We start from the raw sequence: 25,791 nt of genomic DNA on the forward strand, positions 1-25,791 counted from the left end.
CGATGACCGGCACATCGACCAAGGCAACCGCCGCCGCTTCCGGCACTTCCGGCAAGAGCGGCCGCCCGTTCTGGACATCTCCGGCGTACATCCCGTGGTTCACGGCTGACACCGCCGCCGCGCTCGGCCTGTCGCTGCGCGGGCTCGCGATCTCGCTGATCGGCTACAAGCTGTCGGGCTCGACGGTGCTGGCCGGCTGGCTCGGCACGTCGGCATCGATCGCGCAGCAGGTGTTCGCGCTGTTCGGCGGCACGTTCGTCGACCGGCACGATCGCAGGCTGCTCATCATCGTCAACGGCGTCGCCGGCGCGCTCGCGTGGGGCGCCGTCGCCGGGCTGGATTTCCTCGGCCACCTCGGTTTCGTCACGCTGCTCGCCATCGCGACGGTCGAGTCGGGCATCGCCGGCTTCCTTGGCAGCGCGTCGGACGCGATGCTGCGCTCGATCATCGACATCGCCGACTACCCGACGGCCCGCAGCGTCAACGAGGGCCGCGACGCCGCGATCGGCATGGGCGGCAGCCCGCTCGGCGGCGTGCTGTACGCCGTCGGCCCGTGGCTGCCGTTCCTCGTCGCCGCCGTCGCGTATGCCGCCGCCGGCGCCGCTGCCTGCTTCATCCGGCTGCCGAAGAAACGCCGGAATCTGAACGATTCTTCCGCCACCGATGCGGCCCTCGAGACACTTGCCGATCCCCTTGTCAACGATTCGCTGGCCGACGACGCCGGCCAGTCCGGGGACAACCCGTCGACGGACGAATCGTTCATCCACGACTTCGTCGGCGGCTGGAAGTGGACGGTCCGCCGACGGCTGATCATCGTCGTCATCGCGGCGGCCGCGCTGATCAATTTCGGCGTCAACGGGATTTCGTATGCCATCACGCTGCATCTGGTCGCCGACGGCACCGGCAGCGCGAAGATCGGCCTGCTCGACGGCTCGATCGCCGCGGCGATGTTCGTCGGCGCCTTCCTCGCCGGCAAGCTCGCCAGGAAGCTGCCCGTCGGACGGACCGTCTGCGCGGCCACCGTCCTGGTCGCCGCGCTCGCCGTCGCGCTGACGGCCGTCACGGCGTTCTGGCCGACGCTCGTCGTCTACATGTTCCTGGGCCTGCCGTTCCCGATGTTCAACGCGATGCTGCTCGGCTACATCTTCGCGAAGGCGCCGACGACAATGCAGGGGCGGCTCGCGACGACGGTCAGCGTGCCGGCGTCGATGCTGAGCATGTTCTGCAGCGCGGCCGCCGGCTCGCTGCTCGCCGCCGTCGGCTACCGCTGGTCGATCGCGACGTTCGCCGCGACGCTTGTCGCCGCCGCCATCATCATGCTCGCCAGCCGCCGCCTTCGCACGATTCCCGCCGCCGACCGCTGGGACGGGACGACGCTGGACTAGGCGTTTTCTTTTCCACCCCCGTGAGCTATACTTGGGAAGTTATTTGTGGTCGCGGGGCCCTCTACTCACCGCGGTGCACAAGGAACACGTGGATCGAGCCGGCTTTTGCCCCACTTAAGCAGGCGAGAGACACACCCCTAATTACCAAGGAGAGCCATTTTGGCAACCAAGATTCGTCTGAAGCGCATGGGCAAGAAGTTCTACGCGGTCTACCGCGTGGTCGTCATGGATTCGCGCAAGAAGCGCGACGGTGAGGCCATCGAGGAGATCGGTCTGTACAACCCGAACACCCAGCCTTCCACCATCGAGATCAACTCCGATCGCGCCCAGTACTGGCTCGGTGTCGGCGCCCAGCCGTCCGATCAGGTCAAGAACCTGCTCAAGATCACCGGTGACTGGCAGAAGTTCAAGGGTCTCGACGGCGCCGAAGGCAAGCTCAAGACCGTCGCTCCGAAGCCGGAAGCCGCCGTCCTCGTCGAGGAAGCCGAATCCAAGGCGCAGAAGCTGAAGGCCGCCAAGTCCGAAGCCGACGCGAAGGCCAAGGCCGAGGCCGAAGCCGCCCTGAAGGCCGCCGACGAGAAGACCGAAATCGCCGAGGCCGAAGAAGCCGCGAAGGAAGCTGAGTGATCATGCTCGCACAAGCCGTGGAACACCTGATTAAGAACATCGTTGATTTTCCCGACGACGTCTCGGTCAAGTCCCATGAAAACGCCCGCGGGGAACTGATTCGCGTGCGCGTCAATCCGGAAGATATCGGCCGCGTCATCGGCCGCTCTGGCCGTACCGCCAATGCCGTGCGCACGGTGGTCCAGGCCATGGCGGACCACAAGGTGCGCGTCGACATCATGGACGTGCGCAAGTGAGTCGCCGACCTTGACGACGTCAATGCTTGATGACAGCCCTCGGCAGGGCGGGACGGGTGACCGCCCCGAGCTGCTGAGGGTTTGTCGTATCGGTCGTGCGCAGGGACTCAAGGGCGAAGTCACCGTGCGCATCTTCACGGACGAACCGGAGATCCGGTTCGCTCCCGGTGCTGAATTGTTCGCGAAGACGCCGGACGGCGGCGAGGGCTACATGTTCGTCGTCGAACGGTCCCGCGTGTTCAAGGGCCGCTGGATCCTCAAGTTCGAGGGCGTCGACGACCGCGACGCGGCCGAGGCGCTCAACGGCACGGAGCTGTATACGCCGGCCGTCGGTCTCGACGAGATGATGGACGAGGACCTGTGGTATCCGAAGGATCTCGTCGGCCTCGAGGCGCGCATCGATCCCGACAACGAACAGGGCTACGAGGCCGGTCTCGTCGTCGGCAAGGTCGTCGACGTCATCGAGGGGCCGCAGTGGCTGCTCAAGATCCGCCTGGCCACGCCGGTGCGCGATCCGGAAAGCGGCGAAGTCCTCGAGAAGACGGCGCTCGTGCCGTTCGTCGAGGAGCTGGTCCCCGAGATCGACCCGGCCGAAGGCTACCTGACGCTGGATCCTCCCGGCGGCCTGATTCCGGGACTCTAGGGTCCTGTCCTGCAAGGCGGGGTGTCGGCGTCCGGTTCCCATGAACCGGCCACCGACACCCCGCCTGCGTTGTGCGCGAGGCTCATTCCCCGTTTCCACTACGATGAGTCGCATGGATATCGACATCGTCTCCGTTTTTCCCGAGTATTTCGACGTGCTCAACCTGAGCCTGCTCGGCAAGGCCCAGCAGAAGGGGCTCGTCACCGTCCGCACGCACAACCTGCGCGACTGGACGCACGACGTCCACCACTCCGTCGACGACACCCCGGTCGGCGGCGGCGCCGGCATGGTCATGAAGCCGGAAGTGTGGGCCGAATGCCTCGACGACCTGCTCGGCCTCGACCCGGTAACCGTCGACGCCCTCGACTTCCAGACCGCCGTCGCCTCGCGGTTCGGCAACGATGCCGTCGCGAATGACGGCGCGTCAGCGGACGAATCGTCCCCGCAACTCGACGCCGAAGGCGAATACGCGCTGTCCGACTACGATGCCGGCGACGCCGAGCCGCTCGGACCGGTGCTGATCTTCCCGAACCCGTCGGCACCGATGTTCACGCAGAAGGATGCGACCGAGCTGGCCGGCCGTCAGCGGCTCGTCTTCGGCTGCGGCCGCTACGAGGGCTACGACGCGCGCATTCCGCGCTACTACCGCGCGCAGGGCATCGACGTGCGCGAGTACTCGATCGGCGACTACGTGCTCAACGGCGGCGAAGTCGCCGTCTCGGTCATGCTCGAGGCGATCACGCGCCTGCTGCCCGGGTTCATGGGCAACGCCGAGTCGATCGTCGAGGAATCGTACACCGGCGACAACGCGCTGCTCGAGCACTACCAGTACACGAAGCCGGCCACGTGGCGCGGGCTGTCGGTGCCGAAGGTGCTGCTTGGCGGCGACCACGGCAAGGTCGACCGGTTCCGCCGCGACGAGGCGCTCGCGAAGACGAGCCGCCTGCGCCCCGACCTCATCGAGAAGCTCGACTGCCACGCCCTCGACAAGAAGGACCGCAAGACACTGATCGACCTCGGCTGGAACGTCTCCGGCGACCATCCGAAGCGCAAGTGACAGCATAATCGCCCTGGAAGGGAGCTGCCAGGCGGAGCGAGGCCGAGAGTCGGCCGCACGACGTCGCGTCAGCGACGAGTGCGCGCTGGAACGCGACTTGCCGCCATTCTTTCCAACGGATTCATGCCGGTCAGGCTGCCTCGTAGTAGTAGACGGCGGTCTCGCCGTAGTCGCGGCGGTCGGTTTCGGTCCAGCCGGCCGGCGGCGTCGGCGGCTCGGTGCGGGTGGATCGCTCGAGCATGATGACGGCATCCTCGCCAGCCAGTCCGCCATCGACGAGTCCGGCGAGCAGGGCGTTGCAGTCGTCGGTCGGGAAGGCGTACGGCGGGTCGATCAGCACGACGTCGAACGATTCGGTCCGGCCGGCCATGCGCTGGACATACTGTTCGGCCTTCGCCTTCACGACGTGCACTTCCATGTCCGGCTCCCAGCCGCGCTGGCGGCGGATCAGCGTCGCCGTCTTCGCGACGAGCTGCGCTGCCGCGGCGTTCGCCTCGACGAGCACGAGTTCGCGGGCACCGCGGCTCAGCGCCTCGAAGCCGAGCGCGCCGGTGCCGGCGAACAGGTCGAGCACGCGCGCGTCGTCGAGCACGCCCCACGAGTCGAGCCGCGAAAAGATCGCCTCCTTCGTGCGGTCGGTCGTCGGCCGCGTCGTCGATTTCGGCGTGGTGAGCGGCAGTCCCTTGAATCGTCCGGCAATAATGCGCATGGTCACCATCATAGCTTTCCGTTGCAACTGGCTTTGTTTTCGTTTGTCCAACGAATATCAAGGCCGGTTGTACTCCCTCACCTTGCGGCGGGAAGGCTCCAAGGCTCACGCCCCTCCGGGCTGCTTGGTTCGCGTTTCAACGGTTCCCGCGTTGCCAACCTCAAGAGGGCTGGTCGTCTTACGGCTCCTCGGCGCGCGTTTACCGTCTCCCGGGGCACTCCCGGCGACGTAGTGTTCAAGATTCTTCGCGGCGTTCCAGTCACGATCCACGCCCTCGCGGGCATACTCGCAGTCCGGATTGTCGCACACGAACACGCGCTCCGCGAGGGACAGCTTGGCTTTCACCGTCCCGCACCGAGAGCATGTCTTCGAGGATGGATACCACCGGTCCGCCACGGTAAGCACGGTACCGGTGTCCGAACACTTGTATTCGAGCTGGCGGCGGAACTCCCCGAACGCGGCGTCCGACACGGCCCTGGCAAGACAGTGATCGTGTTTCATGCCTTCCACGTTCAGGTCCTCGATAACCACGTGCCCGTAGGTACGCGCGATCATGGTCGTGGCCTTGCCGATGGTGTCGCGACGCTGGCTGGCGATACGCGAATGCTGCTTCTGCACCGCCAGTTTCGCCCTCTTCCAGCGGTTCGATCCCTTGACGCGGCGGGAGAGCCGCTTGCCGGCCCTGCGGAGTTTCCGCTCGTTTCGCCGGTAGTGTTTCGGATTCTCCACCACGGCGCCGTCCGAGAGCGTGGCCAGCGTCTTGACGCCCAAGTCGATACCGACCGTGCCGCCCCCGGTTTTCCCCAGGCCTGCGGGGTCGGGGTATTCGACGCACAGGGACGCATACCAGCATCCCGCCACGCACGAAACCGTCATGCGGATTACCCGGCCGACCCCCACCCGCTTCTCGACGTCCTCGAAACAGTGCACCCGTCCGATACGCGGCAGCTTCAGCGCCTTCGGATCGTCCCTGACCAGGCCGAAGCTGCCGGTGGTGTACGCGAACTTCATGTGACGGTTACGCGACTTGAACTTCGGGAACCCGGTCTTGCGGCCCTTGCGCCGGCCCTTCTTCGAGTCCGACCAGTTCCTCAGCGCGCTGGCCAGGCACTCGACGCCATACGAGTATGCCTCCTTCGAGTTGTCCGCGTACCACGGCGCGACACGAACCTTGCAGGCGTTCCAGATGCGGCGCAGTTCGGCACGCGACCAGCCGAACCCTTCGATCTTGCCGTCAAGAGCGTCCTTGACCATGCCCAGCATGGTGTTGTAGGCAAACCGTGCCGCGCCCGCATGGGAACGCAACATGCGCTCCTGACGCGGAGTCGGGTCGAGTTTCACCCTGACACCCCTGAGCACGGTCCACCTCCCTCGCACACTCATGGTCGAACAAATGTTCTACATGTCATCGTACCTCCCGTGCGGGGGTGCCGGCAAGCAAACGGGACTGAAGGAAAACAAGCGGAAACAAACACAAAAATCAGCAGGTCGCAACCCCGGATGCCACAATCCCGAACCTGCGGCCCGGGTCGGCGACATCCGGGAAGGAACAGCTAGTTGCTGGTCAGGAACGCCTCGTTGCCGCGGGTGAAGTCGAGGACGGCACCGGCGAGTTCGGGATAGGCGGCGAGGCCGGGATCGTCGTCGAGCAGCAGGCCGGCCTGCGAGCGGGCTTCCTCGATCAGCGGGGCGTCCTTGACGACGCGCAGCAGCTTGAGCGACGTGTTGCCGCCGGACTGCGAGTCGCCGAGGACGTCGCCGGCGCCGCGCAGCTCGAGATCCTTCTCGGCGATCTCGGCTCCGTCGAGCGTGCCCTCGATCGCGGCGAGCCGTTCCTCGGCGATCGTGCCGGGCCGGGCGCGCGAGACGAGGAACGCCCACGATTCGGTGCCGCCGCGGCCTACGCGGCCGCGCAGCTGGTGCAGCTGCGACAGTCCGTAGCGTTCGGCATCGAAGATGACGATGCAGCTCGCCTCCGGCACGTCGACGCCGACCTCGACGACGGTCGTCGCGACGAGCACCGGCGTGCGGCCGCTCGAGAAATCGTCCATGACGGCCTTCTTCGTCGCGTCGTCGTCGCGGCCGGTGAGCCGCGCGAACGCGACGTCGCTGAACTGCGGCAACTTCTGCAGCCTCGCGAAGATCTCGTCGACGGAGTGCAGCGGCGCCGGCGGCTCCCCCTCGCCGTCCTCTTCGCCGAGCTCCTCGTCGCTCAGGAAGTACGATCCTTCCTCGAATTCGCCGCCCGTCTTCCTCGCCTTCGCGGCGGCGCGCGAGGCTGCCGCGGACGAACCGCCGCGGGAATCGTCCGGCTCTTCCCCGGCGTCGTCCTCCTCGATGCGGGGACAGATGACGTAGGCGCGCTCGCCGGCGTCGATGCGGGCGCGGATGTGCGCGAACATCGAGGCCATCAGCCGGTTGTCGGATTCGTTGACGACGAACGTGCGGATGGGCTTGCGGCCGCCGGGCAGCTCGGTGAGCCACGAGATGTCGAGGTCGCCGAACCACGTCATCGCGGCGGTGCGCGGGATCGGCGTCGCCGTCATGACGAGCAGGTGCGGTTCCTTCTCCCCCTTCGCCCGCAATGTCTCGCGCTGCTCGACGCCGAAGCGGTGCTGCTCGTCGATGACGGCGAGCGCGAGGTTCGGCGCCTGGAACGTCTTCGAGAACGCGGCGTGCGTGGCGATGACGATGCACGGGTCGCCGCTGGCGGCCGTCGCGAGCACCTTGCGGCGCTGCGAGAGTTTCATGCCGCCGGTGAGCAGCAGCACCGGCAGGTCGGCGAGCGCCGGAATGGCGGCGAGCTGGCGGGAAATCGACTCGTAGTGCTGTTCGGCGAGCACCAGTGTCGGCGCAACGAGCACGGCCTGGTGGCCGGAACCGGTCGCCTGCAGCATGGCGGCGATCGCGACGACGGTCTTGCCGGAGCCGACTTCGCCCTGCAGCAGCCGCTGCATCGGATGGTCGGTGGCCATGTCGCGGCCGATGTCGTTCACGACGTCGCGCTGGCCGGCCGTCAGCCTGAACGGCAACGATTCGACGAATTCGTCGCGCTGCGAGACGTCATCGCAGGCCCAGGCGGCATGGTCGGCGGCGTTCGCGCGGGACTGCAACAGCGCGGCCTGGCAGATGAACGCCTCCTCGTAGCGCAGCGTGTCGAGGGCGGAGCGGAACGCGGCGACCGAGTCGGGGTCGTGCAGTTCGCTGAACGCGTCGGCGCGGTGCAGGTAGTGGCCCGACTCGCGGATCCGTTCGGGCAGGATGTCGGGAATCGTGGCCGTCAGCGCGGCGGCCGTCGCGGCCGACGTGCGGTACAGCGAGGTCATCGGGGCCGGGGCGGCCTGCGGGTCCGGTTCCTCCATCGGCAATCCGGCGAGCAGCCGCAGGCAGCCGAGGATCGTGTCGTGGATGTGCTCGCTCGAGATGCGCGACGTGGCATGGTAGACGGGTCGCGGACGGCACACGCGCGTGAGCGCCTCGAGCGGCGTGGCGGCGTCGTACCTGAGGCCGCCGCCTCCGGCGGTCCGGCCGTCTTCCCTCGATGTCACGGAGGAATCGTCCGGATTCGAGGGCGCCGGCGGTGCGACGGTGAGCAGTTCCGGATGCGTGAACTGGAGGCGGTCGTTGTAGACGCTCGGGGTGCCGGCGATGACGACGAACTGGCCGGCGACGAGGCGGCCGGACAGCCAGTCGACGTACGAGCGGCGGCGCGAGAAGAAGACGAGCGACGCGACGCCGCCGGGTTGCCTGCGGCTCGCGGCGAACTCGTCGTCGTCGACGGCGACTTCGAGCCGCCAGCCGCCGTGGCCGGGCATCGCGTGCGAGCGCACGCCGCGCACGCGCACGGCGCAGGCCATCTTCGCGCCGAACGTCGCCTCGCGCAGCGAACGCACCGGCACCGGATCGGTCACGCGGAACGGATAATACGTCAACGCGTCGCCGACCGTCACGATGCCGAGCGACTTGAGCGCGCCCGCCCTGCGCTTGTTCGTCAGCAGCGACGCGATCGACGTGTTGAGATCCACCATCCGCGTTGTCTCCTTGCCTAGCCCTGATCCTCCCATCCTACGTCACCGGATACGCAAGAACCCCGGGAGCTAGGCTCTCCGGGGTTCCATCTTCAGCATGTTCACGCCTTGACGCGGGAAACCTTGCCGGCCTTGAGGCACTTGGCGCACACGCGGATACGGACGTTCTCGCCGTCGATCGTCGTGCGAACCGGCTGCAGGTTCGGGCGGAAGAGGCGCTTATTGCGGATATGGGAGTGGGAAACCGAGTAACCGGTCCGCGGTCCCTTGCCGCACACTGCGCAACGAGCTGCCATAATGGACTCCTCTAACAATATTGACTTGCAAGTCTGCGCATCCGGCCGCGCAAGGGCGCAGTCGAACACACAACTTCACAAGCATACAGCACCCCTCTTGACAACACAAGCAAGGCCAGTATTTGCAACGGTTTTCGCACCTCCTTGAACGCAATTTCCCGAGGACACCGGCAGTTTTGTATAGGTTTCGTGACGGAGAGCCCCGGGGCGTGGCGGAGGTGACTATAAAGAAAACAGCGGAAAGAATAAGACAACGGCCCGCGGCGGGCGAATCGTCCCCTACAATATGGAGCATTACGGGGGTGCGGCGGCCGCGGGCGACGAGTGGCCGCCAGCCGGTCCGGCCCGATGGAGGGCCGGCGCGGCCATGACGACGAAGGGGTGCGACGATGCTCAGCGATTTCATTGCCCGGTTCCATATCCAGCACGACCACGAGCCGACGGTCATTTCGCTCGGCCAGGTGTGGATCGACGTGATGATGGATGTCGCCGAGGTACCCAAGCCGGGCGAGTTCATCGCGACGACGCATGTCTCCCGCGCGGTGTCCGGCAGCTACCGGATCCTGCAGGCGGCGAGCCGGATGGGCGCGCTGACCGAATCGGCCGGCATCATCGGCACCGGCCCGTGCGCCAACATGATCCTCGAGCACCTGCGCCGCTCGAAGATCGTCCACACCGGCCCGACGAACAGCCACCTCGACAACGGCTTCCGCATTGTCCTCAACGACGGCGCGAAGAAGACGTTCGTCGCGACCTACGGCGCCGAGGCGATGGGCCGGCCGGACACGTTCGCCGGCGTCCACCCGGAGGAAGGCGACGTCGTCTACATTTCCGGCAACGCGCTGATGAACGAGACGGCGATCTCGGTCAACGAGTTCATCCGCCGGCCCGAATGCGCACCCGAACGCCGCAACTTCCGCATCGTCATCAACCCGACGAACACGCTGTCGCTCGTCTCCGACCAGCTGCTCGAACACATGGTGCTCGCCAAGCCGATCTGGTCGCTCAACCGCCAGGAGGCGCGCACGCTGTCGCGCAGGCTCGGCATCGAGATCGACGAGTCGCGCACGATGACTGTCAACGGCGGCTTCGACGAGTCGATGCGCATGCTCGCCGAAGCGCTCGCCGACGCGCTGCGCGCGCCGATCGTGCTGCGCGCCGGCTCCCGTGGCGCCTGGGTGAGTCGCGACGGCCGCCGCCTCGTCCACATCGAGGGCTTCGAGACGAAGGCGACGCATACGCGCTCGGCCGGCCCGGTGCACACCGGCGCGCTGTGCGCGCTGCTCGCCGAGGGCTGGGACCTCGAGGACGCGGTCCAGATCGCCAACGCGGCCGCGTCGATCGCGATCGTGCGCAACAAGCACGGCGTGCCGCTGTGCCCGACGTTCGAGGAGGCGACGGCGCTCGCCGCCACCGCGATCGAGCGCGAGGACGACAGCTCGACGACGTTCGAGAAGCTCAAGGCCGCGCTGAAGGACACCGACGCCGAGCTCGACGAGCCGCCCGTTGGCGGCCACGCCCGTCCCTCCGCTCCCGACGACGGTCCCGTCGACACGACGTTCGTCGACCTCGCCGGCGACGACGCCGAGTAGGCCGCAGGCCAGACGGACCTGTCCTCCGGACCGTCCTGCCCCGCCTGGCCTTTCCGCCCCGAAATGTCACGAGACCCGAGCTGAAAGCTCGGGTCTCGTGACATTTCGGCACTTCGGTCGGAATTCACTGCGTCGGTCCGACCGGGTCGCCGGTGCCCCAGCGCAGGCTGGGACTCATCGCGGAGACGACGTCGCCGTCGACGAGACGGCCGAGGAACCATGCGCCCTCGTCGGCGGCGCGCGGGAAGCCGGCGTCGACGAGACCGATCGTCGCCTCGGCGATCAGGTTCCTTGCGCGCGCGGACGGCGCGACCGGAATGCCGAGCAGCCGCAGCGTCGCCGTCGCCTCGGCGTCGGTCGGCACGTGGTCGCCGCCGGCCTGCGCGAGCAGCTCGCTGACCTCGACGACGGCGTGGTCGTAGAACGGCGTGCCGGGCACCGCGAGCGTCTTGCCGTAGCAGGCCAGCGCGGCCTGTGGCATCTCGAGCTGCCAGTACGCGAACGCGAGACGGTAGTAGATGAACGCGATGTCGACCGGCATGACGGCGATCGCGAGCGCCCGCCGCAGCGTGGCGGCCGCCTTCGAGAACGGGGACGATTCATCCGCCATTGCCGCCGCCGCGTCCCCGCCGCGGGCGGCCGGCTCGCCGGCGCCATCGCCGCGCGAATCGTCGCCGCCGAGGCCGCCGAACGGTTCGCCGCCGGCCTCGCCCTGCTCGACGAACGTCATCGACAGGTCGATCAGCGGCTGCGCCGTCGTCGGAGCCATCGCCGCGCACGCCCGCTGCCTCTCGACGGCGCGCGCATGGTTGCCGGCCTGCGCGTCGATCCGCGACAGCAACAGCGTCGCGTCGAACAGCGCGTCGGGCACCTTGCGGTAGCGCACGGCGTCGCCGTCGCCGGGCTCGCCGTCGAGGCCGACCATGAGCCGCATCAGCGGCCGTTCGCAATACAGCGGCTTGACGATGCGCCCGTCGTCGTCGAAGAGCCCGTCGAAGTCGTCGGACGCGCCGATGTCACCGCCGGCGCGGCCATCGCGGTCCGCGTCCCCGTCGTCGCCGCCGGATCCGCGCGAATCGTGTCCGCCGTCGTCCGGCGGTCCTCCGTTCCCGCGCCGCTCGTCCTCGAGGCGCAGCAGCGTCGCCTCGAGCTCGATCGCCGCCGTCAGCGGCGAGTCCTCGTTCTCCCTGACGATCGCCGTGACTTCCGAGCCCCTGACGACGGCGTCGTCGTGCATGACGTCGAGCTCGCAGGCGCGGTCGGCCCGCAGCAACGTGCGCAGCGGCGCCGGCAGCGGGCGTTCGTCGCGCCACAGCGGCAGCCGGCGCGCGGCAAGCCGGCTGTCGAGCGGCAGCGGCTCGACGGCCGTCAGGCCGCGGTCGGCGGCGAACCTCGCCGAATATCTCGCCGGACCGAGCAGCCGGTAGATGGCCAGCGGATCGGCGTCGAGGCGCGGGCTGTCGAGCCGGCCGTCGAGCATGGCCGGCAGCGCCTCCATCAGGAACGGCGTGCGGCGGAACCGCAGCGACAGCACGCACGCGTCGGCGAGCGAACCGGCGTGGCAGTCGACCTGCACGCCGGTGACGTTGAGGCTCGAGCGGAACGCCGCGTGGGCCATCAGCGCGGCGAGCCGGAACGCGTAGGCCGACGCCGCCGCCGGCCGCAGGTGCCGCACGTCGCCGGCCGTGCCGGTCGCCGGAAACATCATCGCCGTCGGCACCGTGCAGCGCACGGCCGCCACGCCGGCCGCCGTGTCGACGTCGAAGCGGTAGTCGAGCCGGAATGGCAGCGCCATCCGCTCGGCGACGGCGCCGAAGCGCGTCATCGCGTCCCAGTTGCCGCCGCGCACGCCGCTGGCGCCCTCGACGCCCAGCAGCCGGTTGTCGAGGCGCGCCTGCTCGTCGACGAACCTCGCGTGGCCGGCGAACCGGCGGGCGAACGATTCGGTGGCCGCATAGCAGGACGATTCGTCCATCGTCGCCATCAGCCCGAGCTTGTTGTCATGCTCGCCGGCCACGACGTCGAGGAACGCGAGCCGGTTGAGCGCGGCCTCGACGGCGAGCACGACGTCGCGCTGCAGGCCCTCGAGCGCGTCGTCGTCGAAGCGGATCCAGAACATGCCCGTCGTCGCCAGCCGCACGAGCTCGAGGTCGTGCTCGGCGGCGATGCCGCGCACCTGCGCGGCGCCGGCCTCGACAAGCTGGCGCGCCGCGAACCGCTCGAACGCCGTGCGGTCGCCGGCCGCCGTCGCGCCCTTCCAGATCACCGTGTCCAGCGCGTCCGGCAGCGACTGGCCGGCCATGTCGCCGAACAGCTCGACGATCCTTCCGCCGCCGGCGCCGACCTTGCGCCCCTGTTCGCGCGGAATGCGGCACAGCGCCAGCCACAGCACGGCGAGGAACGGCAGCGGCGACAGCCAGCGCTCGCGGTAGGGGCCGAACGATTCGGGCGAGACGACGCCGAGCACGCGGCACAGCCCGTCGCGCGTCAGGTACTCCCCCATCGTGCGCTGCCGGTCGCCGGTTTCGGTCTCGACGAGGATGGCGCCGGCGTGCTCGTCGCCGTTCCAGTGCACGAGCCACAGGTCGTCGTGCAGTCCGTCGGCGTCGGCGCGGCGCACGTGGCCGTCGGCGCCGACGACGGCGAGCACGTCGACTTCGCGCCGGTCGTGCAGCGCGACGATGTATCCCTCGACGTCGCGCCCGCGGAAGCCAGGCAGCTCGGCGTTCGTGACGACGGCGAACCGTTCGCCGTCCCGCTGGCCGGGCAGCGGCGCGAGCTTCGCCGTCACCGCCGTTCCCGGCAGCGTCATTGCCTGCGTGTCCATCGTCGGTCCCTCCCGTCCGCCGTCGGCGGCGCCCGGCGCCCCTGGCCACTGCCGGCCGGTGCCGCGCCGTTGCGACCCCGGGCGTCGACCGCCGGTCATGCCGTCATCCTAGGCACAAACCGGCCCCGTTGCCCAGCACGATTCCGGCACCCGAAACGACTCGCGAACAAGCTCCCCGGAAGGGCGTTTCCACCTGTTACTTGCCGTACTCCTCGCGGACGAACTCCTCGAGGCGACCCATGCCGGCGCGGACCTTGTCGGTGTCGAGGCAGTAGGACATGCGCAGGTAGCCGGGCATGCCGAAGCTGTCGGACGGCACCATGAACAGGTCGTGCTTCATCGCCTTCGAGCAGAAGGCGACGGCGTCCTCCTCGAGCGCCTTCGGGAAGATGTAGAACGTGCCGCCGGGGCGGACGACGTCGAAGCCGAGCCGCACAAGCGTGTCGTAGATGATGTTCATGTTCGTCTCGTAGACGGCGAGGTCGGCGGTCTCGCCGGCGACGTCGGCGACGGCGAGCTGGATCGACGACGTCGGGCAGTTGTGGCCGGTCGAGCGGCTGACCTGCGTGAAGATCGGGCCGAGCTCGTCGGCATCCGTCGCGCGCGGGTTGATCGCGACGTAGCCGATGCGTTCGCCCGGCAGCGACAGCGACTTCGAGAACGAGTAGCAGGACAGCGTGTTGTCGTAGAACTTGCTCGGATACGGCTGCGTCTTGCCGTCGAAGACGATCTCGCGGTACGGCTCGTCGGAAATCAGGAAGATGTCGTGACCGTACTCGCGCTGCTTGCGGCGCATCAGCTCGCCGAGTCTCGTCAGCGTCTCCTCGCTGTAGACGGCGCCGGACGGGTTGTTCGGCGTATTGATCAGCACGGCGGCGACGTTCGGGTTGAACGCCTGCCCGAGCGCGTCGAAGTCGATCTGGAACGCCGTCGTGTCCGGCGGCAGCACCGTCAGCTTCGCGCCGCAGGCCTGGACGTACGGCAGGTACTCGGGGAAGTACGGCGCGAACGTGACGACCTCGTCGCCTGGACAGACGGTGGCGCGCAGCGCGTGGCACAGCGCGGCCGTCGCGCCGGACGTCGGATAGATGTGGTTCGGCTTGTAGTCGAAGCCGAACCGTTCGTTGAGGCTGGCCGCGATCGTCTCCTTGAAACGGACGTTGCCGGTCGACGGCGAGTAGCCGTGCAGCGCCATCGGGTCGGCGGTGCGGTACAGCTCGATCATCGAGTCGTCGAACGTGCGCGGCGCCGGCACGCTCGGGTTGCCGATCGAGAAGTCGAAGACGTTGTCGGCGCCGATCTCGCCCCGTCGTTTCGTCGCCTGCTCGGCGATCGTGCGGATGACCGATTTCTCGGCCAGCATGTTGCGGTAGACTTCGTTAATCATCGCGTTTCCCCTTCGTCTCGCTGCTGTCGGCTGTCGTCAGGACCATGACGATTCACGATTCTAGCCGCCGTCGCCGAGACCGGACCCCGACCGTATCCCTTCCCGGCATGGCGCGATCCGGGGAGTCCGGCCGCGGGATGGCGGCATCGGGAAATTCCATCATGTGTCGCGAAGTTGCGCGGGTTCGGCGCCGCCACCTACGATGGGCACGAAGGGGTCGCCTCCGGAGAGTCGTCGGATCGTTGGGATCGTCGGGTTCCGGGAGCGAAAAGCGATTGCATTGACTGGCCGCGCACTATAATGGTATAGACATTGACGAAACAAATGACTATTTCGTTGGCACGAGCGTATCCGCAACGGGATGCAGGAGGGGAACACGCACGTTGGATACCGTCATGGACTATGTGAAGGACGAGACCCGGGATTTCACCGAGTACCCGTTCCATGCGCCGGACGCGCTCGTGTTTGCGCTGCTGTCCTATGACCGCATTCCCGGGCAGGTTCCGCGCCTCGCGCGTCTCGAGGAACGCTACGGCACGCTGGGGCGTCGCGTCAAGTCGTTCAATCCGCGCCACCCGTTCAAGTCCGTCCGCTCGCTGTGGTCGGTGCCCTACGACGGCGTGACGCTGCGCCATGTCGAGGAGGAGCTGGCCGAGCACGAGGCGCTCGATCCGGACTACGACATGCACCCGGGCCTCGTCGACCCGAGGATCGCGCACAGTTTCTACCGCTCGACGTCGCGCAACCCGCGCTTCGCCGTCTGCGAGATGAACGCGGCCGACGAGCAGTTCGACGAGGACAGGCAGACACAGTTTGCCGCCGTCACGTTTCGCCTGCCGACGGACACGCTCGTCATCGCGTTTCGCGGTACCGACGACTCGCTCGTCGGCTGGCGCGAGGACTTCAACATGTCGTTCCAGTATCCGGTGCCGGCCCAGCGCGAGGCGGCGGACTACCTCGACCGCGTGGCCGACTTCTGGCCCGGACGAATCGTCCTGACCGGTCATTCGAAGGGCGGTAACCTCGCGATCTACGCCGCGATGAACGCGCGCGACGACGTCAAGGACAGGATCGAGCAAATCTACTCGCTCGACGGTCCCGGCTTCCAGCAGCCCGTCATCGCGAGCTACGAGTATTCGACGGTCGCCGACCGCGTCACGAAGATCGTGCCCGAATACTCGATCATCGGCATGCTGCTCGAGGCGCCGAAGGACGAGCACCGCATTGTCGTCACGTCGTCGGTCGACGGACTCATGCAGCATTCGGGATTCACGTGGCAGATGCGCGGCGACCGTTTCAACACGGTGCCGGACGTCGCCGAGAGCTCGAGGACGTTCAACGCCGCCGTCAACGCGTGGCTGTCCGGCATGACGCAGCGACAGCGCGAGCACGCCGTCAAGGCGCTGTTCCGCGTCCTCGAATCGTCTGGACAAGCGAACGTCTCCGGTCTGATGAGCGGCGGCCTCGGCGTGCTGCCGGGCATGGTCGGCAGCTACGTGGGCCTCAACGGCGAGGAACGCAAGTACATCAACCAGGCGATGAGGCTGCTGGCCACGGCGGCTTTCAACCATTCGCCGAGCCAGACGGACGAATCGAATACCGACGATGGCCCGACCGGACCGCAGTGAGGAGGCGAGGACACTATCGAAGGCCACCGGCGCAACCCTTCACGCTGGCAGCATAGCGCACGAGGATGGATAGACTGAAACCAACAAGGTATTCGGAGCATCCAAGTGCTTGAAAAATCAACAAAAACGACGGTCCTGACCGGCGGTCGACAACCGTCGCCGGCCGGGACGACCATAACTGAACAAAACCATCGAATCGGAACGTTTCTTCCCGAATGCACGGGTCGGCGGGAACGTCTCCGGGAGCCGCGCGGAACTGAAGGGGAACCGGGCGGCGCCACCCATTCCGCCGGCACCGGCCACCCGACGAGGGCCGTCAGGCCGGTACCGGCGGAACCTACCGTTGTGAGGAGAACACCAATGCCCAGACCACGCCGTGACTCGGAAATCCTTCCGGCCAAGGACCGGCTGGAGAACGCCTTTTGGGAGCTGCTGGCCGACCGCGAATTCCATCGGATTACCGTGACCGATGTCGTCCGCGAAGCCGACGTCAACCGCAACTCCTTCTACTACCACTTCTCGGGACTGCCGGAGCTTGCCGACTCGGCGATCCTGCACGAAGTCCAGAACATCCCGACGCCAGCACCGCCGCAGCCCGACCTCGATCCCGACGAGGAATGGATGCGCTACTGTTCGGCGCTGCTGGCCGATCCCGACCAGCGGCAGCGACTCGACCGGCTGGCGCTGCTCGCCGGCCCGCACAGCTCGCCCGACCTGCAGGAATCGCTGCACGATTTCGTCCGCATGACGCTGATGAGCATCCTCGACCTCGATTCGGCGCATGTCGACGTCAAGACGAGCCTGCTGATCAACTTCACGATCGGTGGCCTGCTGTCGGTGCTGCAGCAGTGGCCGACGCTCGAGGAGTCGCTGTCCGTCGAGGACCTGATGAGCGAGGACATCGCCGTGCTGGCGATGGGCATCTACCTGTCGATGTCGAAGGAAAGCATGATGGCCTACTGGCGCCGCATCTTCGAATCCGACCGTCCGATGCACCACAAGTTCGCCCTGCAGCATTCGACGGTCTCGTGAGGACACGAATACCCTGAAAATAAATAAGTAAAACGAGAAGGGTGTCGCCATCCCGCAGTTCGTCCGCGGGATGGCGACACCCTTCTCGTTTCGTTTTTCCGTTGCCTTTCGTTGCCGTCGCCGGACGGTGCGGGGCCTTCCCTATTCGCCGGTGGCGGCGCGCTGCTCGAGTTCGTCGCAGTTCGAGATCGCGCGGGTGACGGCGTCGGCGACCGACGACAGCGCCACGCCGTCCTTGGCGTATGCGAAGACCTCGCCGCTCATGCCGTACGGCGTCAGGCCGCTGAACTTGACGAGCGGCGGCAGCTCGGCATTGAGGATGTCCTTGCAGTGCGACTCGACGAGGCCGGTCAGCTCGTGGGACAGCTCGTGCGTGTCCACGCCGGACTTGGCCGTGAACGGCACCTTGACGAGCGCCTCGTTGGACGGGTTGAGCTTCTGGATGGCCGTCGTGCTCAGCACCGAATTCGGCACGATGACGACGTTGCCGCCACGCGCGCGGACGATTGTCTGTCGCCAGCTGATGTCCTCGACGACGCCGGTGACGCCGGAGATCGTGACGACGTCGCCGGGCTTGACGACCTTGCCGAACATCAGCTCGAAGCCGGAGATGACGTTGGCGATCGAATCCTTGAGGCCCAGCGACAGCGCCAGGCCGCCGATGCCGAGCGCCGTGAACACCGTCGTCGGGCTGATGCCGAACACCGGCTTGAGCACGAGCGTGGCGGCCAGCGTCCAGACGAGCACGCGCATGATGTTGACGAACAGCGAGACGTTCGGAATGGCGGCCTTCGCGAGGGCCTTTCGCAGCACCTTCGTCAGTACCTTGGCCAGCAGCGCCGCGCAGACGGCGACGACGACGAGCCAGATGATCTTGCCGAGATTGTCGCGGAAGAAATCGCCGACGATGCCGAGGACATCGGTGTGCGCGACCTCGGTCAGCGTCGGCACGTCGTCGGCGTCGTCGGCCAGCATGGCGGTCGCGAATGGCAGCGGCAGGTTCATCGGCGTGCATTCCTTCTCGAAGTGGACGGGTATTCCCGACGATTCTACCGAAGCGGCCGAACCGGACGGTCCGGGGCGGCTTCCTCTCCCCCAGGATGTTACAAACCCGGGCTTGCAGCCCGGGTTTGTAACATCCTGGAACACGGCATGACGGAAGGACGATCAGCCGTACAGGCTGAGCAGCGTCAGCAAACCGGTCAGCACGATGAAGACGATCATGGGCGCGTTCGCGATGGCGAAGTGGCCGCCCCATTCCTGCGGCAGCTGTTGCGGCGTCAGGTACGCCGTGAAGCGGAAACGATTCCTCCACAGCAGCACGAGGCCGGAAATCGCCGCGGCCAGGACGAGCAGCGCGTAGGCGATGATGACGAGGTCGCCGGACGTGAGCTCGGAGGACGAATCGTCCGAACCGAGCGACAGTACCGTGAGCGAGAGCACGCTGCCGTTGAAGTTGATGAGCACGTGAATGGCGATGGTGTATTTCAGCTGGTTCGTGCGCACGAACAGGTAGCCGAGCAGCAGGCCGAGGCCGAACGCGTAGAAGAACTGGTAGAGGTTCGCGTGGAACAGCGCGAACGCGAGCGCCGAGAACAGGATCGCGACCTTCTCGCCGTACGTCCGCAGGCGGCTGAGCAGCTGCTTGCGGAAGACCCATTCCTCGACGACGGGCCCGATCAGCACGGCGAAGACGAGGTCGGCCCACGGATTGGCGCCGATCGTCTCGTCGATCGGGTTCGTCGACGTGCCGCCCGACAGCAATGCCGTGACGGTCAGGCCGACGAGGTTGCCGACGTACGTGATCGCGAACGCCATGAGCAGGTAGCGGAAGAACTGGCCGCCGGTCAGGTCGAAGCGGCGGCTGGCGAGCGACGGCACCGTCGAGATGATGCCGAAGAAGACGGGCACGCCGATGCAGACCAGCGGGATGTCGTTGGCGAGGTAGGCCAGCCACGCGTTGTGCTGGCCACCGGCGATGTCGACGATGATCTGCTGGGCCGCGATTGCGAAGCCGACGTAGCAGACGAGCATCGCGAGCAGCGCGGCGCCGGCGCGCGCGTAGCGGCGGCGCGCCGTGGCGGCGGCCTGGCGGTTGTATGGAATCGGCGCGCGCGGACGCCGGGCGCGCGGCAGGTGCATGGGCCAGGAGGTCGGTGGCTGCACCGGCTGCGGCGGAGCATACATGTGGGGATTCGGACTGGTCATCGTCGCTCCGGAATCGTTGCTGGCGGGTGGGCGGTCATGGCGCCGTCAGTCGGCCGTGGCCGTCTGGCCGAGCAGCGACGTGCCGCTGGCCGTGGTGACGTCGAGGGTGACGGATGTTTGGCCACTGTTGCCGGCGAGCTCGTCGAACGTGTTGGCGAGCGCCTGCATGTTCGCCTGCCGCTGGCTGTCGGAGACGCCGTCGAGATACGACGTGACGGTCGTCGCGTAGCTGTCCGGCACGGTGACGTCGATGGTCAGGTCGTCGCCGCTGGCCGCGAAGTCGATGTCGAGGCCGCTCGGCAGGCTGTCGCGCACCGTCGCGAGCTGCGACTGGAACGCGTCGCTGTCGACGAGGTTCTCGACGCTCGTCGAGTGGGTGGCGGCAAGTTTCGTGTCGTCGAAGCCGAGCGTCGTCAGGATGACGGAACCGTCGGCGGAGCCGGACGATTCGTCCGACGATGCCGCGGACGAATCGTCCGTCGCGCTGGCCGACGGCGAGGCAGTCTGGCTCGTCGACGTGCCGTACGTTTCCTCGAAGGCGTCGTCGACGTAGGTGGACAGGCTGCCCATCGACATGACGACGAACGCGATCTCGACGGCCGAGATGCAGATGCCGGCGATCGCCAGGCCGCGACCCCTCTCCCGGGTCTTGTTGACCTGGACGAGGCCAACGATGCTCAGCACGAGGCCGACGATCGCGAAGAAGAACGAGCAGATGAAGCCGGCGATGGCCATGCCGTTCCAGCGGTTCGGATACTGCGGCACCGGCGGCTGGTAGCCGGGCTGGCCATAGCCGTTCGGACCGTAGCCGGGCTGGCCGTAACCCTGCTGGTAGCCACCCTGATAGCTGGGCTGCTGGTAATTGGGCTGCTGATAGCCGGCCTGCCGATAATCCTGCTGTCCGTAGCCCTGCCCGGACGTCTGCTGCGCATACAGATTACTCTGCTGGTCCTCCCGATACTGCTGGCCATACGGGTCCGACTGCGGATACTGCTGCTGGCCGGACGAATCGTTCGTGCCGTCGGGCTGCGAATTCGGTTGTGTCATGACTCTGTACCTCCAATGGCGGCATGGCCCCTCCCACGCCTCGTTAGTGCAAGTCTAGCGGCACGTTCCAATATCCGCTCCGGTCATGTCATCGAAAAAGTCCCCTGAAAGGGGACTTTTTTCCGGGCATGCGGGCATGCGGGCGACTCAGTCGGCGATGACGCCGTCGATCAGCGTGGTGATCAGGTCGCCGTAGGACAGGCCGGTCGCTTCCCAGGCCTTCGGGTACATCGAGATCGGCGTGAAGCCAGGCATCGTGTTGATCTCGTTGACGAGCACGTCGCCCTCCGGCGTGACGAACGTGTCCACGCGGCTCAGTCCGGCGCCGTCGACGGCGAGGAAGGCCTTGACGGCCGTCTCGCGGACTTTCTCGAGCAGCGCGGCGTCGATGTTGGCCGGCACCTCGACGTGGGACGCGGTCGAATCCATGTACTTGCTGTCGAAGTCGTAGAACTGGTCGTCGCCCTCGTTGCGCTTGTCGAGGACGATCTCGCCGGGCAGGCTGGCCCGCGGGCTGTCGGTCGGCTTCGGGCACAGCACGGCGCATTCGATTTCGCGCGCGTCGATGCCCTGCTCGACGAGAATGCGCCAGTCGTGCCGCGAGGCTTCCCAGACGGCGGCGGCCAGCTCGGCCGCGTCGCCGACGTGCTCGACCTTCGTGACGCCGAAGCTCGAGCCGGCACGCGACGGCTTGACGAACAGCGGATACTGCAGGCCCGCTTCCTCGACCTTCGCGACGAATTCGTCGCCGTATTCGGCGAAGTGGCGGTCGGCTACGTACTCGCGGGCGTCGAGCGTGATGCCCGGCGAGACCGGGATGCCGGCGGCGGCCAGCAGCACCTTCGTGTAGTGCTTGTCCATGCAGGCGGCCGAAGCGAGCACGCCGCAGCCGACGTACGGGACGCCGAGCATCTCGAAGACGCCCTGAATCGTGCCGTCCTCGCCGTACGGACCGTGCAGCACCGGCAGCACGGCGTCGATGTGGCCAAGGCTGGCGAGCGTGCCGTCGTCGTCGCGGGCGAGCAGGCCCTCGGCGCCGAGCGCGAAGTCGACGACGACGTCGCGCGAGCCGTCGGTCTTCTCGACGGTCGGCAGTCCCTTCGCCAGGTCCCAGTCGAGCGGGTTCTCGCCATCGGTGATCCACTGGCCGTCTTTCGTGATGCCGATCAGGACCGGTTCGAATCGTTCCATGTCCAGCGCGCGCAGCACGCCGGCCGTCGAGATGCAGGAAATCGAGTGCTCGTCGGCCCTGCCGCCATAGAAGATCGCCACGCGCTGCTTAGCCATAGTCCTGTTCAGTGCTCCTTGCCCGGAAAATACGGATGGTTCCTAGCCAGCGAGTCTAGTAGAGAGTCGTAACAACGAAGGAAGCTCCCGACAGGGGAGCTTCCTTCGTCGCAAAAAATGGAAGAATCGTGCGATTCACTCCTCGGTGACGCCCTCCGGGAACATTTCGCCGAGCATTTCGGCGCAGGAGATGCCGTCGTTGAGCACGCGGGTCATCGCGAGCGCGAGCGGCGTGGGCACGTGGTACTGCTCGCCGAGCGCGACAACGGCGGAGGCGGTGGCGACGCCCTCGGCGACGCCGTTGCTTTCCTTCGTCGCTTCCTCGACGCTCAGGCCCTTGCCGAGGTTGTAGCCGAACGTGTAGTTGCGCGACAGCGGCGAGCCGCACGTGGCGATCAGGTCGCCCACGCCGGCCAGGCCCCGGAACGTTTCCGGCATGGCGCCGGCCGCCTCGCCGACGGCGGCGATCTCGGCCAGGCCGCGCGTCTCGATCATCGCGGCGGTGTTCTCGCCGTAGCCGGCGCCGTGCGACATGCCGACGGCGAGCGCGACGACGTTCTTCAGCGACCCGCACATCTCGAGGCCGATGACGTCGGACGTGACGAAGGCCCGGAAGTACTTCGTCGTGCACAGCTTCGCGACTTCGTAGGCGTTCTCGATGTTCGTGCAGCCGACGACGGTGGCGGCGGGTTCGCGGGCGGCGACCTGCTTGGAGAGGTTCGGGCCGGAGACGGCGAGGAACCGCTCGTCCTCGAGGCCGAGTGCCTCGCAGACGACCTGGTCCATGCGCTTGCCGGTCGACTGCTCGATGCCCTTCATCAGCGAGACGATCAGCGCCGTCTCCGGGATGAGGTCCTTGAACTCGACGAGCGCCTCGCGGGCGTGCTGCGCGGCGATCGCGACGACGACGACGTCGGCGCCCCTGACGGCCGCAGCGCGGTCGCCGGTCGCCGTCATGTTGGCGGGCAGCTGCTTGACGCTCGGCAGCCGGACCGGATTCGTGTGCGTCTTCTCGATGGCCTCGACGATCTCGGGCTCGATCGCCCACATCGTCACGTCGTTGCCGGCATCGGCCAGCACCTGTCCGAACGCCGTTCCCCACGCTCCGGCTCCCAGCACCGTCACATTCGCCATTGTTCACTCCTTGGTCGTCTAGTTTCGTTTCGTAAGTCTAATAAAGGGGCTGGCAGTTCGCTGGACTCCCGCGAACTCTCTCCCGCGAGAACCAGAATCGCGCATTTCCTTCAGGCTCCCCCTGAAGAGGGAGTCGAGAACGCGAAGCGTTTTCGGCGGGAGCCCCCGGATCTTCACGCGTCCCGTTCGGCCGGCGTGACGTACGGGTCGGGCGTCTCCGGCACTTCCTTCATGATCCTGAAGTCGAAGAACGTGTCCGGCTCCCGTTCGCCACGGATGTCGGCCATGACTTCCTTCATGCGCAGGCGCACGCGGCGCACGAGTTCGTCGGCGTAGGCCTTCGGCGGCTCGCCGTTCCACGTGTCGGCGTCGGCGAGCAGGTCGGAGTAGTCGAGCCGCGCGTCGAAGCACATGACGACGTTCTTGCGCGGCCACGGCCAGAAGTGGTTAATCGACGCGGCACCCCAGACGACGACGCAGTACAGCGGAATCTGGCGGCCGAGACGGCGGCTGGCTTCCAGCGCGATGAAGCCGAGGCCGTTCTTCATCGACATCGGCCACTTCTTCGGGTCGCGCGTGACGGTGCCCTCGGGCCACACGTCGAGCGGACGGCCGGACGTGAGGATGTCGATCGACGTTTCCTCGATGGCGCGGGCCTTGCCGCTGCGGCGCGGCACCGGCTGCATGCCGACGGCCTGGAACCACTTGCCGATCAGCGGCCACTTGCCCATCTCGGCCTTCGCCATGTAGCGGGGGCGGCGACCGCACTGGAACTGCGCGCACATCGGCACGAACACGTCGAACTGCGTGACGTGCGTGCAGGCCGCGATGTAGGGACCGTCCTCGGGCACGCGCTCGAGGCCCCACGCCTTGAGCCTGCACGATCCGCGCAGCACGCGGGCGCAGCCGTTGAGCAGGCGGCGGGTGATCTTCGGATTCTGTTCGTTGATTTCGCGTTCGTTGGGCTGTCGCGGGCCGCACGGGAACGGCCTGGTCGGGTCGACGAGATCGTGTTCCTTCGCGAGACGGGCGACCTGTTCGTCACTGAGCGGTTTGACGGCCTTGCGCGGCGATGGTTTTCCTTTGGAAGTCATGCTGCCTATTGTGCCCCGAGAACCGTACGAGCCTCCGTCACGTTCGCCAATGGAAAGGCCCCCGCCACGGGCGGAGGCCTGAGGGAATGAGAATGACAATCAGTCGACGTCGGCGCCGAGGGCGGCGAGCTTGCCGCGGAAGTCGGCGTAGCCGCGGTCGATCAGGCTGATGCCGCGCACGTTCGACGGGCCCTTCGCGGCGAGCGCCGCGATGAGGTGCGAGAAGCCGCCGCGCAGGTCCGGCACGTCGATGTCGCGGCCCTCGAGCGGGGTCGGTCCGAAGATGACGGCCGAATGCTTGTAGTTGCGCTGCTGGAAGCGGCACGGCAGCGATCCGAGGCACTCGCGGTACAGCTGGATCGTCGCGCCCATCTGGACGAGCGGCTTCGTGAAGCCGAAGCGGTTCTCGTAGACGGTTTCGTGGACGATGCTCAGGCCGTTGGCCTGCGTCAGCGCGACGACGAGCGGCTGCTGCCAGTCGGTCATGAAGCCGGGGTGCACGTCGGTCTCGATCGCGACCGGCTTGAGGTCGCCGCCCGGATGCCAGAAGCGGATGCCCTTGTCGGTGATGTCGAACTCGCCGCCGATCTTGCGGAACGTGTTGAGGAACGTCATCATTTCCGGCTGCGTGGCACCCTTGACGAAGATGTCGCCGTGGGTGGCGAGCGCGGCGGACGCCCAGCTCGCGGCCTCGATGCGGTCGGTCAGCGACGTGTGCGTGTAGCCCTTGAGCTCCTTGACACCCTCGATGCGGAACGTGCGGTCGACGTCGACGGAGATGATCGCGCCCATCTTCTGCAGGACGGCGACGAGGTCCATGATTTCCGGTTCGGTCGCGGCGCCGGACAGTTCCGTCTTGCCCTCGGCGAGGACGGCGGCGAGCAGCGTCTGCTCGGTCGCGCCGACGGACGGGTACGGCAGGTGGATCTTCGCGCCGTGCAGGCCGTTCGGGGCCGTGATGTGGATGCCGTCCTCGTGCTCCTTGTCGACGTTCGCGCCGAGCTTGCGCAGCGTCTCGAGATGGAAGTCGATCGGCCGTCCGCCGATGTTGCAGCCGCCGAGCGCCGGAATGAAGGCCTCGCCAAGGCGGTGCAGCAGCGGTCCGGAGAACAGGATCGGGATGCGGGACGATCCGGACAGCGTGTCGACGTCGGCGACGTCGGCCAGCTGCACGTTCGTCGCGTCGATCGTCACGATGCCCTCGTCGCCGTTGACGTCGACGTCGACGCCATGCAGCCTCAGCAGATCGGAGACGACGTGCACGTCGCGGATCTCGGGGACATTCTTCAGGACGGACGTGCCCGGCGCGAGCAGCGCGGCGACCATTGCCTTGCTCACGAAATTCTTGGCGCCGCGCACCTTGATGGTGCCGTTGAGCGGCTTGCCGCCCTCAACGTGCAAAACGTCGTCTTTGTTCTCGACCACAGTCACAACCTACTTTCAGATGGAATGGAACTCCCAGATGCAACAATCCGACATCCAATTCTATTTCACACGCTGCCAAACCGTCGTCAATGATGACGATTCATCCACAATTGACCGGCGTGACGGGAAATCGAGGTGAAGATTCCTCC

20 protein-coding genes and 1 pseudogene are annotated in these 25,791 nt (G+C 67.0%); 8 read left to right on the plus strand and 13 right to left on the minus strand.

Translation table 11 applies throughout. The features are described from left to right. Positions 1–2 precede the first annotated feature (2 nt). The 5 genes from F6S87_RS04020 to trmD all read left to right on the plus strand — a co-directional run bounded on the left by F6S87_RS04020 (position 3) and on the right by trmD (position 3,948). Positions 3–1,385, plus strand: coding sequence for an MFS transporter (locus F6S87_RS04020; RefSeq protein ID WP_163227314.1), 1,383 nt, complete (start codon positions 3–5; stop codon positions 1,383–1,385). 159 nt (positions 1,386–1,544) lie between these two features. Then, positions 1,545–2,012 carry a 30S ribosomal protein S16 gene (gene rpsP, locus F6S87_RS04025; protein WP_163227315.1) on the plus strand — a complete coding sequence of 156 codons (468 nt, stop codon included), beginning with the start codon at positions 1,545–1,547 and terminating at the stop codon, positions 2,010–2,012. 2 nt (positions 2,013–2,014) lie between these two features. Further along, on the plus strand, positions 2,015–2,248 hold the full coding sequence (locus tag F6S87_RS04030; RefSeq protein ID WP_163227579.1) for an RNA-binding protein: 234 nt from the start codon (positions 2,015–2,017) through the stop codon (positions 2,246–2,248). 22 nt (positions 2,249–2,270) lie between these two features. Beyond that, positions 2,271–2,891, plus strand: coding sequence for a ribosome maturation factor RimM (gene rimM, locus F6S87_RS04035; protein WP_163227316.1), 621 nt, complete (start codon positions 2,271–2,273; stop codon positions 2,889–2,891). A 112-nt stretch (positions 2,892–3,003) separates the two neighbouring features. Continuing rightward, entirely contained in the window at positions 3,004–3,948 is a 945-nt protein-coding gene (gene trmD / locus F6S87_RS04040) for a tRNA (guanosine(37)-N1)-methyltransferase TrmD (RefSeq protein WP_163227317.1), read from the plus strand. A 130-nt stretch (positions 3,949–4,078) separates the two neighbouring features. On the opposite strand, the gene rsmD is transcribed toward trmD, so the two are convergent. The 4 genes from rsmD to rpmB all read right to left on the minus strand — a co-directional run bounded on the left by rsmD (position 4,079) and on the right by rpmB (position 8,981). Further along, on the minus strand, positions 4,079–4,657 hold the full coding sequence (rsmD, locus tag F6S87_RS04045) for a 16S rRNA (guanine(966)-N(2))-methyltransferase RsmD (RefSeq protein ID WP_163227318.1): 579 nt from the start codon (positions 4,655–4,657) through the stop codon (positions 4,079–4,081). A gap of 105 nt (positions 4,658–4,762) precedes the next feature. Beyond that, positions 4,763–6,016 carry an IS607 family element RNA-guided endonuclease TnpB gene (gene tnpB, locus F6S87_RS04050; protein ID WP_331270747.1) on the minus strand — a complete coding sequence of 418 codons (1,254 nt, stop codon included), beginning with the start codon at positions 6,014–6,016 and terminating at the stop codon, positions 4,763–4,765. Positions 6,017–6,210: 194 nt separating this feature from the next. Next, a complete protein-coding gene (locus F6S87_RS04055) occupies positions 6,211–8,685 on the minus strand; it encodes an ATP-dependent DNA helicase RecG (RefSeq protein ID WP_231129319.1) in 2,475 nt (824 codons plus the stop codon). Positions 8,686–8,786: 101 nt separating this feature from the next. Next, positions 8,787–8,981, minus strand: coding sequence for a 50S ribosomal protein L28 (rpmB, locus tag F6S87_RS04060; RefSeq protein ID WP_163227321.1), 195 nt, complete (start codon positions 8,979–8,981; stop codon positions 8,787–8,789). 389 nt (positions 8,982–9,370) lie between these two features. On the opposite strand from rpmB, the pseudogene F6S87_RS04065 reads away from it, so the two are divergent. Then, a pseudogene (locus F6S87_RS04065) lies at positions 9,371–10,387 on the plus strand (PfkB family carbohydrate kinase); the annotation flags it as partial. A 310-nt stretch (positions 10,388–10,697) separates the two neighbouring features. Here F6S87_RS04065 and F6S87_RS04070 read toward each other — a convergent pair. Then, positions 10,698–13,499, minus strand: a complete 2,802-nt coding sequence (locus tag F6S87_RS04070; RefSeq protein ID WP_163227323.1) for a hypothetical protein — start codon at positions 13,497–13,499, stop codon at positions 10,698–10,700. Positions 13,500–13,596: 97 nt separating this feature from the next. After that, positions 13,597–14,787 (minus strand): pyridoxal phosphate-dependent aminotransferase, encoded by a 1,191-nt coding sequence (locus F6S87_RS04075; protein ID WP_163227324.1) that lies wholly within the window; start codon positions 14,785–14,787, stop codon positions 13,597–13,599. A gap of 383 nt (positions 14,788–15,170) precedes the next feature. On the opposite strand from F6S87_RS04075, the gene F6S87_RS04080 reads away from it, so the two are divergent. Continuing rightward, the gene (locus tag F6S87_RS04080) at positions 15,171–16,415 is read left to right on the plus strand and encodes a DUF2974 domain-containing protein (protein ID WP_163227325.1); all 1,245 of its coding nucleotides are present in this window, start codon (positions 15,171–15,173) and stop codon (positions 16,413–16,415) included. Positions 16,416–16,775: 360 nt separating this feature from the next. Then, positions 16,776–17,447 carry a TetR/AcrR family transcriptional regulator gene (locus tag F6S87_RS04085; protein ID WP_163227326.1) on the plus strand — a complete coding sequence of 224 codons (672 nt, stop codon included), beginning with the start codon at positions 16,776–16,778 and terminating at the stop codon, positions 17,445–17,447. A gap of 141 nt (positions 17,448–17,588) precedes the next feature. Here F6S87_RS04085 and F6S87_RS04090 read toward each other — a convergent pair whose 3' ends face one another. The 7 genes from F6S87_RS04090 to murA all read right to left on the minus strand — a co-directional run bounded on the left by F6S87_RS04090 (position 17,589) and on the right by murA (position 25,642). Beyond that, positions 17,589–18,452: a mechanosensitive ion channel family protein gene (locus F6S87_RS04090; protein ID WP_231129321.1), complete on the minus strand. Its 864-nt coding sequence runs from the start codon at positions 18,450–18,452 to the stop codon at positions 17,589–17,591. 162 nt (positions 18,453–18,614) lie between these two features. Further along, positions 18,615–19,655 (minus strand): CPBP family intramembrane glutamic endopeptidase, encoded by a 1,041-nt coding sequence (locus F6S87_RS04095; protein ID WP_163227327.1) that lies wholly within the window; start codon positions 19,653–19,655, stop codon positions 18,615–18,617. A gap of 45 nt (positions 19,656–19,700) precedes the next feature. Next, on the minus strand, positions 19,701–20,702 hold the full coding sequence (locus F6S87_RS04100; protein ID WP_163227328.1) for a DUF4190 domain-containing protein: 1,002 nt from the start codon (positions 20,700–20,702) through the stop codon (positions 19,701–19,703). Positions 20,703–20,849: 147 nt separating this feature from the next. Continuing rightward, a complete protein-coding gene (locus tag F6S87_RS04105; protein ID WP_163227329.1) occupies positions 20,850–21,989 on the minus strand; it encodes a D-alanine--D-alanine ligase family protein in 1,140 nt (379 codons plus the stop codon). Positions 21,990–22,124: 135 nt separating this feature from the next. Further along, entirely contained in the window at positions 22,125–23,123 is a 999-nt protein-coding gene (locus F6S87_RS04110; RefSeq protein WP_163227330.1) for an NAD(P)H-dependent glycerol-3-phosphate dehydrogenase, read from the minus strand. Between the two features lie 173 nt (positions 23,124–23,296). After that, positions 23,297–24,217, minus strand: a complete 921-nt coding sequence (locus tag F6S87_RS04115; protein ID WP_163227331.1) for a lysophospholipid acyltransferase family protein — start codon at positions 24,215–24,217, stop codon at positions 23,297–23,299. Positions 24,218–24,316: 99 nt separating this feature from the next. After that, entirely contained in the window at positions 24,317–25,642 is a 1,326-nt protein-coding gene (murA, locus tag F6S87_RS04120) for a UDP-N-acetylglucosamine 1-carboxyvinyltransferase (protein WP_163227332.1), read from the minus strand. Between the last annotated feature and the right edge of the window lie 149 nt (positions 25,643–25,791).

The organism is Bifidobacterium choloepi (assembly GCF_010667615.1).
Lineage (GTDB): Bacteria > Actinomycetota > Actinomycetes > Actinomycetales > Bifidobacteriaceae > Bifidobacterium > Bifidobacterium choloepi.

Bases quoted from the DNA above. Each gene is read 5' to 3' on its own strand.
- F6S87_RS04115 (WP_163227331.1), bottom strand. From the start codon at position 24,217: ATGACTTCCAAAGGAAAACCATCGCCGCGCAAGGCCGTCAAACCGCTC.
- F6S87_RS04095 (WP_163227327.1), bottom strand. From the start codon at position 19,655: ATGACCAGTCCGAATCCCCACATGTATGCTCCGCCGCAGCCGGTGCAG.
- F6S87_RS04075 (WP_163227324.1), bottom strand. From the start codon at position 14,787: ATGATTAACGAAGTCTACCGCAACATGCTGGCCGAGAAATCGGTCATC.
- F6S87_RS04030 (WP_163227579.1), top strand. From the start codon at position 2,015: ATGCTCGCACAAGCCGTGGAACACCTGATTAAGAACATCGTTGATTTT.
- F6S87_RS04020 (WP_163227314.1), top strand. From the start codon at position 3: ATGACCGGCACATCGACCAAGGCAACCGCCGCCGCTTCCGGCACTTCC.
- F6S87_RS04100 (WP_163227328.1), bottom strand. From the start codon at position 20,702: ATGACACAACCGAATTCGCAGCCCGACGGCACGAACGATTCGTCCGGC.
- F6S87_RS04055 (WP_231129319.1), bottom strand. From the start codon at position 8,685: ATGGTGGATCTCAACACGTCGATCGCGTCGCTGCTGACGAACAAGCGC.
- F6S87_RS04105 (WP_163227329.1), bottom strand. From the start codon at position 21,989: ATGGCTAAGCAGCGCGTGGCGATCTTCTATGGCGGCAGGGCCGACGAG.
- F6S87_RS04110 (WP_163227330.1), bottom strand. From the start codon at position 23,123: ATGGCGAATGTGACGGTGCTGGGAGCCGGAGCGTGGGGAACGGCGTTC.
- rpmB (WP_163227321.1), bottom strand. From the start codon at position 8,981: ATGGCAGCTCGTTGCGCAGTGTGCGGCAAGGGACCGCGGACCGGTTAC.
- rsmD (WP_163227318.1), bottom strand. From the start codon at position 4,657: ATGCGCATTATTGCCGGACGATTCAAGGGACTGCCGCTCACCACGCCG.
- rimM (WP_163227316.1), top strand. From the start codon at position 2,271: ATGCTTGATGACAGCCCTCGGCAGGGCGGGACGGGTGACCGCCCCGAG.
- F6S87_RS04085 (WP_163227326.1), top strand. From the start codon at position 16,776: ATGCCCAGACCACGCCGTGACTCGGAAATCCTTCCGGCCAAGGACCGG.
- trmD (WP_163227317.1), top strand. From the start codon at position 3,004: ATGGATATCGACATCGTCTCCGTTTTTCCCGAGTATTTCGACGTGCTC.
- F6S87_RS04070 (WP_163227323.1), bottom strand. From the start codon at position 13,499: ATGACCGGCGGTCGACGCCCGGGGTCGCAACGGCGCGGCACCGGCCGG.
- F6S87_RS04090 (WP_231129321.1), bottom strand. From the start codon at position 18,452: ATGAACCTGCCGCTGCCATTCGCGACCGCCATGCTGGCCGACGACGCC.